Origin of the sequence: Mesorhizobium sp. M4B.F.Ca.ET.017.02.2.1 (assembly GCF_003998955.1) — a bacterium.
GTDB lineage: Bacteria > Pseudomonadota > Alphaproteobacteria > Rhizobiales > Rhizobiaceae > Mesorhizobium > Mesorhizobium abyssinicae.
This window is the reverse complement of the sequence record NZ_RZOF01000029.1, coordinates 1-14,958: the sequence shown is the minus strand read 5'-3', so window position 1 is coordinate 14,958 and position 14,958 is coordinate 1. Positions and strand designations below refer to the sequence as shown.

At 58.4% G+C, this 14,958-nt stretch carries 10 protein-coding genes and 1 pseudogene; 3 read left to right on the top strand and 8 right to left on the bottom strand.

What is annotated here, in order from left to right; genetic code table 11:
- The first annotated feature begins 148 nt into the window (after positions 1 to 148).
- Positions 149 to 1,792: an MFS transporter gene (locus tag EN738_RS06250; RefSeq protein ID WP_029354881.1), complete on the top strand. Its 1,644-nt coding sequence runs from the start codon at positions 149 to 151 to the stop codon at positions 1,790 to 1,792.
- Between the two features lie 231 nt (positions 1,793 to 2,023).
- Here EN738_RS06250 and hemN read toward each other — a convergent pair.
- Positions 2,024 to 3,351, bottom strand: a pseudogene (gene hemN, locus EN738_RS06245) (oxygen-independent coproporphyrinogen III oxidase).
- 495 nt (positions 3,352 to 3,846) lie between these two features.
- The gene (locus tag EN738_RS06240) at positions 3,847 to 4,203 is read right to left on the bottom strand and encodes a hypothetical protein (RefSeq protein ID WP_091595902.1); all 357 of its coding nucleotides are present in this window, start codon (positions 4,201 to 4,203) and stop codon (positions 3,847 to 3,849) included.
- A gap of 682 nt (positions 4,204 to 4,885) precedes the next feature.
- On the opposite strand from EN738_RS06240, the gene EN738_RS06235 reads away from it, so the two are divergent.
- Positions 4,886 to 6,025 (top strand): porin, encoded by a 1,140-nt coding sequence (locus EN738_RS06235; RefSeq protein WP_095521259.1) that lies wholly within the window; start codon positions 4,886 to 4,888, stop codon positions 6,023 to 6,025.
- Positions 6,026 to 6,513: 488 nt separating this feature from the next.
- Here the strand turns inward: EN738_RS06235 and EN738_RS06230 are convergent, their stop codons facing one another.
- The 4 genes from EN738_RS06230 to EN738_RS06215 all read right to left on the bottom strand — a co-directional run bounded on the left by EN738_RS06230 (position 6,514) and on the right by EN738_RS06215 (position 11,222).
- Positions 6,514 to 8,385: an acyltransferase family protein gene (locus EN738_RS06230; protein WP_091595825.1), complete on the bottom strand. Its 1,872-nt coding sequence runs from the start codon at positions 8,383 to 8,385 to the stop codon at positions 6,514 to 6,516.
- Positions 8,386 to 8,469: 84 nt separating this feature from the next.
- On the bottom strand, positions 8,470 to 9,030 hold the full coding sequence (locus EN738_RS06225) for a CpaD family pilus assembly lipoprotein (RefSeq protein WP_236473720.1): 561 nt from the start codon (positions 9,028 to 9,030) through the stop codon (positions 8,470 to 8,472).
- A 12-nt stretch (positions 9,031 to 9,042) separates the two neighbouring features.
- Positions 9,043 to 10,464, bottom strand: coding sequence for a type II and III secretion system protein family protein (locus EN738_RS06220; RefSeq protein WP_051695798.1), 1,422 nt, complete (start codon positions 10,462 to 10,464; stop codon positions 9,043 to 9,045).
- A 71-nt stretch (positions 10,465 to 10,535) separates the two neighbouring features.
- Positions 10,536 to 11,222 carry a response regulator transcription factor gene (locus EN738_RS06215; RefSeq protein WP_029354874.1) on the bottom strand — a complete coding sequence of 229 codons (687 nt, stop codon included), beginning with the start codon at positions 11,220 to 11,222 and terminating at the stop codon, positions 10,536 to 10,538.
- A 309-nt stretch (positions 11,223 to 11,531) separates the two neighbouring features.
- Here EN738_RS06215 and EN738_RS06210 point away from each other — a divergent pair, with 309 nt between their 5' ends.
- Positions 11,532 to 11,816 (top strand): hypothetical protein, encoded by a 285-nt coding sequence (locus tag EN738_RS06210; protein WP_126089914.1) that lies wholly within the window; start codon positions 11,532 to 11,534, stop codon positions 11,814 to 11,816.
- Positions 11,817 to 12,900: 1,084 nt separating this feature from the next.
- Here EN738_RS06210 and tdh read toward each other — a convergent pair.
- Both tdh and EN738_RS06195 read right to left on the bottom strand, forming a co-directional pair.
- Positions 12,901 to 13,935: an L-threonine 3-dehydrogenase gene (tdh, locus tag EN738_RS06200; RefSeq protein WP_127282948.1), complete on the bottom strand. Its 1,035-nt coding sequence runs from the start codon at positions 13,933 to 13,935 to the stop codon at positions 12,901 to 12,903.
- Between the two features lie 65 nt (positions 13,936 to 14,000).
- Positions 14,001 to 14,958 (bottom strand): adenosine kinase (locus EN738_RS06195; protein ID WP_145966827.1); only part of this gene is annotated, 958 nt, incomplete at its 5' end.

Here is a 14,958-nt window from a genome sequence, read left to right as displayed (position 1 = left end):
GCTCATGAATGAGACTATGAGAATGGCTCAATACGCAAATAGTCGCCGGCAAGCTCCATAGAGCTGGGTTCCGTGCGGTGCTCCGCGATGTCTAAGTATCGACCCACTTGCTCAAATCGCAGCGCTCATCGAAGGCCAGCAAAACCTCATGCAGAGCGAAAATCCTCAACCGCCCGTTTCAAAGACGCTCGCCCCATTTCGAAACAAGGTGTTTCGCTCAATTTGGACGGCCACCCAGATTTCCAGCCTCGGTTGGCTAGTGCAAACGGTCGCCATCAGTTGGCTTATGGCAACGATTTCAGCGTCCGACCTTATGGTGGCTCTCGTCCAGGCCGCATCCACACTGCCGGTGTTCTTCCTCTCAGTTTTCGCCGGAGCCATTGCCGACAACTTCAGCCGCCGGTGGGTGATGTTTGCGGGACACTGCCTGATAGCATCGGCGTCGATGACGCTGATGATTTCTGTGGGTCTGGGATTTGTCAGTCCTTGGCTGATTCTCGGGTTAGGTTTCCTGGCCGGCTGCGGCTTTGCCTTGAATGATCCGGCCTGGCACGCTTCGGTCGGCGATATCCTTCACAAACGCGACATTCCGGCCGCAGTGACGCTTATGTCCGTCGGATACAACATTGTGCGCAGCGTTGGTCCGGCCTTAGGGGGCGTGATCCTGGCCGTCTTTGGGCCGCTGGCCGCTTTCGCCTTGGCTGCGGTGAGTGATCTGGCGCCTATAAGCGCGATATGGCGCACCAAATGGGAGGTCCGCTCTTCGCCTCTCCCTCGTGAGAGAATGACGACGGCAATTCATGACGGAGTGCGCTTTACGGCGATGTCTTTGGAGATCAGGGCAGCGACCGCCCGAGCAGCTCTTTTCGGATTGGCAAGCATCTCCATTCTGGCGTTGCTCCCTCTCGTCGTCCGGGATCAGTTGAAGAGTGGGCCAATTGTCTACGGTATCTTATTGGCCGGCTTCGGCATGGGTGCTTTCATCGCGGGCATGGGCAACGGCTTCTTGAGGAAGGTCACGTCTCAAAACAGGCTGGTGGCCTTCGCCTCTGTGGCTTGTGCAGTCTGTTGCCTCTCCCTTGCCCTGACATCGTCGGTTCCTGTGGCGGCCATTTCGCTGGCGCTCGGCGGAGCGGGTTGGCTTATCACCTGGACGGGCATTGACGTGTCGGTGCAGTTGGCAAGCCCAAGGTGGGTTGTAGGCCGCACGCTCTCCATTTACTACGCCTTGAGCGCAGGCGGTATGGCTGCTGGCAGCTGGATCTGGGGTTCTGTCGCGCAAAACTATTCCTTGACCTCAGCATTGGAGGGCGCCGCGGGCGCTCTGTTGCTGGTTGCAGCAGCGGGGATCGTGTTGCCGGTCCGTCCCTGGGAAGAAACGGATCAAGAAAGTTCAGTTTTTCATCCGCCGGACGTGGCTCTCGATCTGAAACCCAGAAGTGGCCCTATCGTGGCCAAGGTCGAGTATTTGATATCGGAGGAAAATATCGAGGCCTTTCTGGGCTACATGCGCACGCGGCGACACGTCCAGAGCCGTGCCGGTGCACGAAACTGGACGCTCCAGCGAAATCTGCAAACACCGTCACTTTGGACGGAGACATTCCGCACCCCCACCTGGATGGACTTTCTCCGCCTAAATCATCGACTCACCGCAGCAGATAAGGAAGTCGGCCAGCATCTCCTGTCACTGCATGAAGGAGAGGTGCCTCCGCAGACAGTGCTTTCGATTGAACGAACGACCGAGGCAATTCGTACCCGTACCTCGACAATCTTTTCTCGTCCTCCAAGATGACGCCATCAAGCTGCTATCCAGGGACAGGGTGGATCACCGGTGCTTTGCAGAGCACAGCCTCACGCCGAGAGCAGCGTGCTCCGAGTTGTGCGATCGAGCGCACCCAGGCGAGATGATGATGAACGCGGCGTCAAGTGGAAGTCCCCTGCATGCGCTTGCGGAGTCTTCTGCGAGAGCCCATGCCGACGAGCGCCAAACAAGGTCTGATGCCTTCGGAGTCGTGGCCTCAACTCATCGATTCGCGAGAAAAGCATCGAATGCAGCAGCAACGGCGCGAACAACAAAGCGGTGCTCCGGCCGCACGCGGATGAAGCCGTTTTCGACGTCCACGATCCCCTCCTCAGCCAGCGTCACCAAACGCTCAACTGAATCGAGAAAACGAGCTGGTTCGATTTCGTGGGCGGCACAGATGGTCGGCACGTCGGCCTCCAAATCGCACATCAGTCGCTCGATGATTGCTGCGCGCACCCGGTCATCGTCGGTCAGCCGGTGGCCCTTTGATGTCGCCAGACGTCCACTTGCGATGTGCCGGGCGTAAGAATCCCGTGTTACTTCGTTCTGAACGTACCCCTCGCCGACTCGGCCAACAGCCGACGCGCCGAAGCCGATCACGGTTTTGCAAGTATCGGCCGAGTATCCCAGCGAATTACGCCGCAGGCGCCCGGTCTTCTGCGCTAGCGCGAGTTCGTCGTCCGGCAGAGCGAAATGATCGAGCCCGATCTCCCGGTAGCCGGCGCCAACCAGTGTCTCGGCGACAGCTGCAGCCTGTTCGGCGCGAACATCGCCGTCCGGTAGACCTGCCTGCTCGATTAGGCGCTGATTCTTTATCACGGAAGGAATATGCGCGTAGCCGAACACCGCAAACCGGTTGGGGCGCATGGCGACCGCAGCCATCGCGGTCTGGATGCAGGACTGCACAGTCTGTTTCGGGAGACCGAAGATGAGATCGAAGTTGATATGGCCAACGCCATGCCGGCGGAGATTTTCGACGGCAGCGGCCGTCTGCACCTTACTCTGGATCCGATTGATCGCCTTTTGCACATCGGGATCAAAGCTCTGCACGCCGATGCTCGCGCGGTTGACACCGGTAGCTGCCAAGGCTTCGGCCATTTCCGGTGTGAACGTTCGGGGATCGACTCCACGGCGATCGCAGCAGTTTTGCTGAAAGCGAAGTGGCGGCGTAGAAATTCCATCAGCGCTAAGTGCTCGGCTGGCCCGATAAGGTGAGGCGTTCCGCCGCCGAAATGCACATCGCTCACCGGCAGCCCTTGCCGCGCTTGCTCCGACACCAAACTGATCTCCTGACGCAGCACCGCCAAATAATTAAGGATCGGGCCGTTGCGACGGGTGACGGCGGTAGGGAAGCCGCAATACCAGCACATGGATCGGCAAAACGGAATGTGGAAATAGAGCGACACCGATTCGTCGGCCGGGAGGCCCCCCAGCCATTCCTCATAATCGTCAGCACCAACCGCCGCAGAGAAGTCTGGCACAGTCGGATAGATGGTATACCAAGGCGGCCGGGGGTCCCGGTACTTTGTCAGGATTGAGGTGTGCAAGGAGCTGTCGTCCCACGTCGCTGATCCATCATTGTTTCGTTGCGCGCTCGTCCTGTCTCTGACCTAAGTCAGTGCGTCCCGCTTTCTCCGCGTTTTCAAGGCGGAGGCGGCGATGTCGCAGTCTCGCTTGGAGAGGACGGTATCAACCGAGCGCGCGTGCCATGGTCCGCCTGAGGTGATGGTGCGGTGCCGCATTCAACGTTTGAGTACGTGACGCCGATGCAGTGTGCTTGAGGCGTCTGCGGAAGAACTTTGCAATGCGAAATTCATGTCCGACGCCAAACGTCGCAACGCACCTGTCAAGCCTCGTTCAGACGCCATCCAGGTCCAGCCAGCGGCCTTCCCTGCCGGCCGAAAAACCATACCGGCTTTAGCCACCGAGACGCTCTAAAGCTGACGTCCGCTCATTTGATGAAAGGAAGGCGCCGCTAGGGGGTGCACAAGGCTCCCCAGCTTGACGTCGCTTCGAGCGATGAGCGGCGGTGTGGCTTGTCGTCAAGCGCCGGGCAGCGTGCCCCCTACCGATATCCCGAAAAGATCGACCAAGATCGCCATCCCGACGCCACACGCGGTCTGGATGAGGCCGACCATGAAAATGCGATTGGCGCGTTCGTAGATGGGGCGGCGCAAGGAACTCATGTCGAGCAGCATGGACAGCGCTCTCATCTGCAGTGCGATGCCGAGCAGGATCGGCACTACGGCGAACAGATCGTAGAGTTGCCATGGCAAGGGGTTCGCCGCCCAATGAGTGAGGAAGCCGAGCGAAAAGGCAAGCAGGATACCCACGGCAGTGATTGTGCCGTTGCGGAAAATGGTCTCGATCAGTTCTTCCTTCGGATCGTGCTCGTCCAAGCGGCTTCCTTTCGTTGCTCTTTCCGTCGAGACTAAGTTCTCGAGAATGCTGTTCATCGCCAATTACTCGAGGCGAGCCCTAGGCAACCGTTTCAGGGTGCGATCCCTTCTCGCTATCGGCCGCGCAATGTACCTGCACGGCGAACTTACAGCGGCGAAAAGGTGCTTCGGCCACCATGCGACACATCGGACGTGGACGCCCTCTGTTCCTGGCGCAGCCCTTGCGGACCGCACGCGCGCAGTAATCCTTCTCGGTAGCGCATGAAGCGGCCTCCGTTGCGGTCAGACGGGAAGCCGTCGCTGTTAAACGAGACTGTCACATATCGAACATGGCGAACCGTGTCGCACATTGCTTTTCGCAGTGACCCTCAAAAAAAGTGATTCCAGCGAGACGAAGGCGCGTCGGCCCAATTTTGGTGTCGGCCGCATCTACGCTTCAGGTTGGCATGTCGCTTGCTGCTCTATTCCGAGGCTGCAGCGGTCTGACCGGAGTGTTTCACATATAAACGATAATGAATCTCCTAGAAGAAAACACTATTCTAAGTACATGTGGCTTTTACGCTGGATAACCTCCCATGTCAAGCGCTTTTACGTCCACAAATTGGAGACAACACGCACAAAATTTAGAGTAAAGCTTGCTCTTACGCCTCTATCCTTTTTATTCCTTCATGGAGATCTAGACATGTACATCAAGATTCGTCTTCTCGGCTTAACTGCTCTGATCGCCGCCTCCGTCGTTCGAGCAGCTGGCGCCGAGCGGGAACCGGCCGAGTACATCAAGATCTGCGACGTCCTCGGCTCGGGGTATTTCTATATTCCCAACACCGAGACCTGCCTGCGCATCGGCGGCTATGTCCGTTATGATATCGGCCTGGGTGATGTCCGATCGTATGACAGCGCAAGAACCTCGGATGTGAGAACTGGCGAGGACCAAGGCACTTGGCGAAACAACACACGCTTCACGTTCAAAACTTGGAGCGGCCAGCAGACCGAGCTCGGCGCGTTGACGACCTATACCGAAACCCACGTGAATTTTGGCAATAGCGCTAACTCGCGTGACAGTCCTCAGAACTATGGTTTCAACAGCGGCCTCGCACTGGCTTCTGCCTGGGTCGAGCTGGGGGGCCTGCGAGTTGGCAAGGACGGGTCGGCCTTCGATACGTTTGTAAGCTACGCTGGCAACGTTCTCGATAGTATGCTCGTTCGGTCGGCCGGCTTCGACACCAACGTGGCTCAGTACTACTTCGACGCCGGCAACGGCATTTCGACCGTGATTTCGCTCGAACAAGGATCGGGCTCAGCCGGTACTATCGACAGCTATATTCCGCACGTTGTCGCCGGCTTGAAATACACGCAAGGCTGGGGCTCGATCACCGGCGTCGCGGCTTATGACAGCAACTACGAAGCTTTGGCCGGCAAGATCCGTGTCGACGTCGCTGTCACAAACCAGCTGTCGCTGTTTGGACTGTTCGGCTACGGTTCCAATGGCAGTCTCAACGAGGACTCAAACGGCGCAATCGCCAATCATGTGCGCGGCTCGTACAAAATCTGGAACGGCCAGTGGGCTTTCTGGGCGGGCGCCACCTACGAGTTTGACGAGAAAACTTCGTTCAACTTTCAGGTCTCGAGTGATCAGCTCAAGAATTCTGGTTTGGCTGCAAACGTCGTCTATATGGTCGTTCCTGGCTTCACGGTCACAGCCGAGGTCGATTACGACCACTACGGCAACTTTGGCGTCGGCCCTGCCGACCCTACCACCGTCAAGGGCACGAGCAAGCCGAACAGCGTCGGCGGCATTCTCCGCTTCCAACGCTCATTTTGAAATCTCTCCAGCCGCGAGCATCTCTGGCAAAGGCACTTGCCTCGACAACGCACGCATAGAGAGCTTCTTTCGCCATCCTTGAAGTCTGCATCGACCGTCCACGGCCCATCGTACCAACTTGAGACTGAAAGGGGTGAGCCCTGTGTAATACAGCCTAGCCCTTGACCTGCCCAATGAACCGGCCAGGGGTGGTCAGTTCAAATTCGGGGCCGTTTAGAGGGCAGTGTGAGGCCGTGTCAGGTAAGTGCCACTGCTATGTCGGGACCGCGACACGCCTGTCGCTGTGATGGCTGGAATTGCCCTTCGCGGCGCCATTCATTCTCTCAACATTTACGTGATAATGCACGCTTAGTCCGATCCGCGTGGCAGCACCCATCCTAGGTCGCTATCGGGTGGCCTTAAACCTGAACAGCTCCATCGTCGCGGCTGCTGCCGAAGCAGGAGCAATCACAGGGACCCGCACTGGTGCTTGTCAGCCGTCTGACCCGCTACTTCGTCTTAGGAAGAGCATTGTCTTTGCCAAAAGCCGGCCAGTATTTCGAGATTGCCAGTGTGGCGCCGGCTGAAGAGAAATGACCATAGTCGAAATACATAAACTCTCCTCTGTCGGAATAGGGGCAGCGTCCTGCGCTGCACAGGAATTTCAGCGGATCGATGAATGTGGCGCCTTTGGTAAATGAGCGCACACGTTCGTTGATGCCGGGGTCCATCGCCATCGGCCAGGACGTATCGTCCAGATTTTGGCGCTTGGCGAAGAACGCAATTTTCCGGACGTCAGTTGGGAACTGCGGAGACTGGCCGATGACAAACACGCGCACGCCCAGGGCACGAAGCGTATCGATTGTTTGCTGAAGACCGTCGAAGCCTCTGACCTCATAGTCACTCCATTTACCGCTGAGGATAACCGTCTTGATGTCCGCTTCCAAGATGATGTCCAAGGCCTTGCGATTGAACCGGACACAATCAAGACGAGCGTAAGAGTAGTAAGAGAGTATCGGCGGGCAGCCGGCGTACGTATATTCCACGATGTTCGCCTGCAACCGATTTATGTTAGCACCCAGGCCGGAAACATAGTGCGCGGCGAAGGAGTCGCCCCACAAAAAAACCGTTGTTGGAAAACCGCGAGTGCGCGTGCAATCCTCCATATTCCAGCTTTCGATCCGGCTGGTGCCCTCGTTGAAACAGATGCCATTCCTCCAGTCCCCGACGGAAATGCGCCGCTGGACATAGTCCGGAAACCGTTGCGGAAAGCCGTTGCCGAGCGCCCCCGCCGCTCCGCCGGCACAAAGAACAACGATCGCGAGCGCTGAAAAGGCAAAGATAGGCCCCGGGGCGGTGAAGGCCCTCTTCTGTCGAAACGGCTGCTCTACAAACTTCCAGGAGAATGCAGCCAATGCGAGGCTTGCTACCAACATCGCACCGGTCATCAAAGGATCGAGTTTTTGGAACGAAAGATAATGCGCGAACGCATTGAGCGGCCAGTGAACAAGATACAAAGAATACGAGATGAGCCCAATCCAGACCAGCGGCCGGACTTCGAGCATGCGGCTGGCGACCGTCGAGGGGGAATTTTGGCCAACATAGATCAGAAGGGCCGTTCCGATGCATGGATACAAGGCGTTGTAGCCTGGGAACGGGTCGCTCTCCGAAAGCGCGAAGAACCCGATGGCGAGAAGGCCAAATCCGGCCAACCCCACCGACTCCATCAGGAATCTGTTGCCCAACGGCGGGGGGCGTTTGAGCATGAGCAGGGCGCCCAACATGAGTTCCCAGATTCGGGTCGGCAGCAGATAGAATCCGGCGGTGGGCGCCAGGGATGTCGCCATCACCGCCATTACGAAGCTGCAGAGAATTATCGGAAGAAGTGTCGTCAGCCAGCGCTTCCCGATGTAGCGATAGATTAGGAACATCAGGATTGGGGCGAAGATGTAGTACTGCTCCTCTACGGAAAGCGACCAGGTGTGCAACAGTGGTCGAAGCGCGGCATCGATCGAGAAGTAACTTGACGTTTTCCAGAAAAAAACGTTCGACCAGAAGGTCGAGGCAGCTATGATGCTAAGACCGAATTCGCGCAGATCCGATGGCAGAAGAATGAACAATGCGGCAATGCAGGTGAGAAGCATCACAAAGACGAGAGCCGGCAGAATGCGCCGGGCACGGCGCCAGTAGAAGTTGACGATCGAAAATTGGCCGCGTTCAAGGTCATCCAAGAGGCTTCCGCTGATCAGGTAGCCGGAGATGACGAAGAAGATATCGACCCCGCTAAAGCCACCCGGGATCGCCGAAATTCCGAAATGAAAGAGTACGACCGGAAGTACAGCAACAGCCCTAAGGCCCGCGATATCGCGCCTATATTGCATCCAGCGGTTCCTTTGATTTTAGATCAGGACGAGATTGGAAGCTTTCAATCTCCGGTAGGAGTGCTGCCAAGATAAGGGCCGGTATCAGCCACCTTTATCCGTCCCGAATGTTCTGTAAGTGGCAACTGGTACAGAAGCACGATCGCCATCGCCGGACTTGACGGCCTGATTGTCGAGCAGATCGCGCGGATCGTTGACCATCACGGCCAGGTTAAATCCTGTCGAACAACCAAGCGGCTGTTTGAAGGATTCTTCATTGGGTAAGGCACCATATGAGGGACAGACCGGCGGACGGGCGTGATAGACAATCGCCTCAATTCGCACTGAGCCGGCGTCGTGTTGATCGAGCAATTGAATGTTGTCTGCTTCGATTGCCAACTGCCTGGCCTGATGGGCTACCCCTGCGCTGAGCTGGGGCGAACCGCTGATGAGGAGGTGGAGGGCATCGAATCGGCCGCGACTGGCCTTGTTTAGGAAATCACGCAAACGCTGCCGTTCGGAAGCGCGCAGGCTTTGCAACGTCAGGAGGGTGGTCTCCTCTCGGACAAGCATTGATGCCGATGGTTCGACATCAACTGGCGTAGTGCTTGTGCAGCCACTTACGCTTGGTGCCAGAGCGACAAAGAGGACTATAAAACGCAACATCATTGGACGACACTATTCGATGATGAAGCCGAGACCGCCCTGGGCGCTTGGCGCGCCCGCACGGATAGCAGCGCGGTCTCGCGGGGGACTTGCCACGGAATTCGTCGGAGCGCCCCCTCCGTTCAAAGCCGGTGCCGCCCGCTCCGTAGGTGCGCTCATCTGGTTTGGGTTGGAGCCTGGTCTTACAATGTAAGGCGTAACTAGAATGACCAGTTCTGACTCCTCTTTTTGAAACGAGGACGAGCGAAAAAGCGGTCCCAGGATCGGCATTTCTCCGAGCCAGGGAAAGGCCCTGACATCATTGTTGACGTTCCGCCTGATTAGACCGCCGATTGCGAAGCTCTGCCCACTGGCGAGTTCGACGACCGTATCGGCTCGGCGCGTGGAAACTGCCGGCACGGAAATTCCGTTGATTTGCACGGCACCTTGCGTCGACAGTTCACTGACTTCGGGCGTTACGTGAATGTTGATTTGATTGTTGCTGAGAACTGTCGGCACAAATTCCAGACTGACGCCGAAGTGACGGAATTCAACCGATACCTGCCTGTTTTCCTGCAGGACAGGAATGGGAAATTCGCCGCCAGCTAGAAAGCTGGCTTTTTCACCCGACATAGCGGTGAGGTTCGGCTCAGCCAGGACGGAAGCTATATGCTCCTTGGCGAGCGCGTCGAGAACCGCGCTGACGTTGACGACACCGTTGTCGAATCCGATTTCTGCTGTACCGCCACCCTGGGTTGAACCAGATCCAGCGCTTGCACCGCTTCCGCTTAGAACGCCCACTTTGAAATTGCCGATTTGACCGAAGGCGGACAGGTTGACGCCAAGTGACTTCATGGCGCTGCGTGAGACTTCGGCTACGCGCACGCTGAGGTTAACTTGCAGGGATCCAGCGACCTTGATGTTGTTGACGACTTGCGCTCCGTCGCCCAGATATTGCTCAGTGACTCTTTTTGCGGTGTCGGCGACCTCTGCGTCGGGCGCCGTCCCGCTAAGGATTGCGCCGCGCGGCGTATAGTTGACGCGGATGGGATAGTCGCCGACCTGCTCCCGCAACATGGCGCGTAAATCCCCGATCGGTTGCGTGACAACGATACGCAATTCGGCGAGAGGCTCGCCGTTGCCGTCCAAGGCGAATAGGCTGGTCCGCCCCGATTTCTTGCCAAAGACGAAGATTGTTTTGCTCGATGGTGCCTGAAAATCCGCGATCGTCGGGTCAGCAACAAAGATGGTCGTGGCTGGCGCGGGCAGATGAACGGTCTCCCCGAGCGAAGAGGAAAGGGTCAGCGTGGCATTGATGCTATTCGAAGCCGCACGCGGCGCGCCTTTGTCCTGCTTGTTTTGCGCCGCGACACCAAGTGGGAAAGTCACAATAAGCGCGCAGAGGAGATGGCCCAGGTAACGGGGCACTGCAGGTCTCGGAACCTTGATGGCGATCGCCCGCCAATTGAGCGCAGGGCAAGGATGTTGAAGGATCAGCAAAATAGATCTTCTTTCGATTCGACAAACTATGCGGATGACGCGTCAGTCAATTCTAGAATGTAGCCAATGCCACGGATGGTCTTGATCCGTGGCGTTGCACCTGATCTGGTCAGATGTCCACGTAAACGATAGATTCCGACTTCAAGCGCGTTGGCAGACACGTCGTCGTTGAACGAATAGAGGTGATCTTCCAACTGCGCACGGGGCACGATGCGGCCTGCCCGGTTAAGCAGATGCTCTAGAATACAGAGTTCGCGACGTGCGATCATCATTGGGTGCCCAGCAACGAAAACCTGCCGGGCGACCGGATCGAAGTTGAGATTGCCAAATACGAGCCTCAGGTCGGTCATCTGTGACGCCCGGCGCAGAATGGCTCTCATTCTGGCGATAAGCTCATCGGTAGAGACGGGTTTGAGCAGAAAGTCGTCCGCACCACCGTTGAAGATCGCAATTCGCTTATCGAGATCGTTAAGGCTGCTCATAATGACGGCAGGAACTGAATGCCCGTGGGTCCTCAACTGCCTCAGCCAACCCAAGCCATCGCCATCTGGCAGAGCCAATTCCAGCAGGAGAATTTCATAGCTGGCGCAAGAAAATGCACTCGAGGCCAGTTCCAGAGTACCAACGACATCAACGACGAAGCCGCCATCCCCGAGCGCAAGTCGCATGGCGCGCGCAAGATCCGCATGATGATCCACGAGCAGCGTTCGCATTTCATCTCCTATCGAAGAGAGACGCGTCACCGGCGGCCATCTGATCGGAGCACACGGCGCGCAACTCGTCGCATCTCTCGGAACAGGTCCGAGTTGGAGGGACATGCAAGTCGCTCGGTGGCAATAGGCGCGGGTGAGGACCAACTGACGGGCTCAAATACGCCGGTCGGCGAACCCACGACGCCAGCAACCCGCGTGCGATTTCTCGTTGCATCATCTCTCCTACGTGCAGCCCCTGCGCTCGCAAGGCAGCGTCGCGGCCCAGAGCCCGATTCCCACAGAGGGTAGGGTTAGCTTTCGAGAAACTGATTGAACAAATCGATTATTTGGATCGAATGCATCCACGGTATGGATGCAGCGCCGCATCTTCAACGACTGCGGCTTCCTGATGGATTGTTGTGTCTGTCGTGCTATGCTATTTTCGCTGTCCTTCAAGGCTGGCGAGTCTGGTGGAACCTGCGCGTCATTGGCTGTGGTAGCTTGATGCTCAAAAATGGAGCGCCCCGCGGAAAGCCGCTCTCAGATTTCCAAAAAGCCTTGCTGGTCCAAAAGAGCACTTCGCGTCTCGACACCAAAATGGGCGAGGAAAACTGACGTCTGACAGGGATGTGTATGCAACAGCCGATTTGCGGCACCAGGAAACGACCGCGTTCAGGCTGGAGATCGACGACCAACGGCTCCTCGATTTCCGCATTCAGGCCACGACGATCGACCGCTTTCCAAGCTCTTCCTGTGCGGGCGGATGCCGGCAAACAGCAGCACAGGGTCAGGGAAACCGCGAGCGGGCCTGCTTGATCGCCATGATCACATTGCCGCTGTTGCGCGTGCGGACCGGAATGCATTCGGTCCAGCCGGTGGCAATTTCGGTCAGCACCATCGTCTGCACGAAGCTCCCCGACCAAGACGTGCCCGAATGCGCTCAACAAAGCCGGGCGGCGGATCTTTCCAATCGCCGAAGGTGCGGGCTTGCACCGAGCGGCGAACTGCCGAACTCATTCCTGCCCGGCGGCGCTGGCCGCCGCGAGCGACGATGCGGACCTCAGCCGCTCCGAAGCCTCCCACAACACGATGAGCGCCTCGCGGACATCGCTGCCGTAACAGCGGCTGCGGCTCTTGCCCGCAGACGGCCTCTGCTCACGACGGTTCATAAGACGGATCGCGCGCGCTTGCGATAATAGCCGATTACCGCCCCGAACTCATTCAGAATGCGCCGCTTGTCAACGCCGCGATAACGCTCCACGATCGCCGCTTCAGTTCCGACCGTGTCGCCATGCTGAGCCGCGCCATACTTCCCCCGAACCGGAATGGCACGACCTGTCCAATGCGGCTCGTTGCCTTCCTTAATTCGCTGACCGGAAAGGTACCGGAAGTCGTCTAACGCATCTTACCCGCTGAAACGGCGGCAACACCTCGACCTCAATCGCAGATCTTAGGAAATAGACGATCGCGTGGGGGCCTGTGAGCATCCGTTCACCGGGTTTCCGTCATCGGCTGAGGCGAATTGCCACCATCGACCGTTATCGGATGGGCCGCGATACGTCGCCGTATCATGATTAGGGGGCGCACCTAGCGGAGCCATAGCTCTCCACCCAGCCATGTTCCCCTCGTTGGAAGATGTCCGGCGGACCAGAGGGGTGCTGTCCCGTCAGCTTTTCCTGAAGAGCGGCCAAGGCAATCCCTACCAATCCATCACCACCTTCCCCGAATTGCCGCTCTTCATCGCCTCGAAACCGTCGAGGTAGTCATCGACCCCGATGCGGTGTGTGATCAGGCCCGATACGTCGAGAGGACCCTGCACCAGCGCGATCATCTTGTACCAGGTCTCGAACATCTCGCGGCCGTAGATGCCCTTGAGATGCAGCATCTTGAAGATGACCTTGTTCCAGTCGATCTCGAAGCCGGTCGGCGCAATGCCCAGAATGGCGATCTTGCCGCCATTGTTCATGGTATCGATCATGTCGCGGAAGGCGGGGGCTGCGCCCGACATTTCGAGGCCGACGTCAAACCCCTCGGTCATGCCGAGCGCCGGCATGACGTCGCGCAGCTTTTCCTTCGAGACGTCGACGACATGCTGGACGCCGAGCTTTTTCGCCAGTGCCAGCCGCACCGGGTTGATGTCAGTGATGACCACTTTGCGCGCACCGACGCATTGGGCGACGAGCGCGCCCATGATGCCGATCGGCCCGGCGCCAGTCACCAGCACGTCCTCGCCGACCAGATCAAAGGACAGTGCGGTGTGGACCGCATTGCCCAAGGGATCGAAGATTGCGGCGATCTCGTCGGGCACATCGTCGGGGATCGGCACGACGTTGTGCTGCGGTATCGCCAGATATTCACCGAAGGCGCCGGGCCGGTTGACGCCGACGCCGAGGGTGTTGCGGCACAGATGCCCCCTGCCCGCCCGGCAATTGCGGCAATGGCCGCAGACGATGTGGCCTTCGCCCGATACACGCTGGCCGACCTTGTATTCGGTGACCGCTGCGCCGAAGTCGGCGACCGTGCCGACGAATTCGTGGCCGGTCACCATCGGCACCGGCACGGTCTTCTGCGCCCACTGGTCCCAATTGTAGATGTGGACGTCGGTACCGCAGATCGCGGTCTTCTTGATCTTGATCAGAACGTCGTTCGGGCCGATTTCCGGCACCGGCACTTCTTCCATCCAGATGCCCGGCTCGGCCTTGGCCTTGACCAGCGCCTTCATCATGTTCGACATCAGGATTTCCCTATTCCGTGATTGCGCTTCTGGCGAGATAGCCTGCACAACGGGAAGGTAGGCCACTAACTCGTTTGAACGTCCGGAATGGTCAGCCCCGCCTGCTCGGCCTCGCGGCGCAAATTCTGACGGGGCCTGGGGCCGATCTGCTGGATCACCAATCCGGCTGCCAGTGAGCCAAGGTCGCCGCAGGTCTGCAAGTCACGGCCTTGCGTGTAGCCATGCAGGAAGCCGGCGGCATAGAGATCGCCGGCGCCCGTCGTGTCGATCAGCTCCTTGATGGCGGTCGCCTTGATCACCACGGTCTCGTCGCCGCGCACGATCACCGAGCCTTTTTCCGATCGGGTCACGGCGGCGATGCGGCAATCCTTGCGAATCTGCGCCAGCGCTTCGTCGAACGACGCCGTCTGGTAAAGCGATTTGATCTCGTGGCTGTTGGCAAAGACGATGTCGACGGTACCCGAACGCATCAGCTCGAGGAACTCGTCGCGGTAGCGGTCGACGCAGAACGAATCCGACAGGGTCATCGACACTTCGCGGCCTGCCGCGTGCGCCAGCATCGCCGTCTGGCGGATTGCTTCCTTGGCGCGCGGCGGATCCCACAGATAGCCTTCGAAATAGGTGACCTTGGCGCCAGAGGCCTTGTCCGCCTCGACATCCTCAGGCCCGAGCTCGACGCAGGCGCCGAGATAGGTGTTCATCGAGCGCTCGCCGTCGGGCGTGACGAAGATCATCGAGCGCGCCGTCGGCGGTTCACCCTTGAGCGGCGTGGTGTCGAAGGCGACGCCTTGCGCATGGATGTCGTGGGCGTAGATTTCGCCCAGCGCATCGTTGGAGACCTTGCCGAAGAAGGCGGCGCGGCCGCCAAAGCTGGCGACGCCGGCCGCCGTGTTGCCGGCGCTGCCGCCGGAGGCCTCGATCGCCGGACCCATGCGGCTGTAGAGCAGCTCGGCGCGCCTTGTGTCGATGAGGTTCATCGCTCCCTTGATGATGCCGTTGGTCTCGAGGAATGCCTCGTCGCAC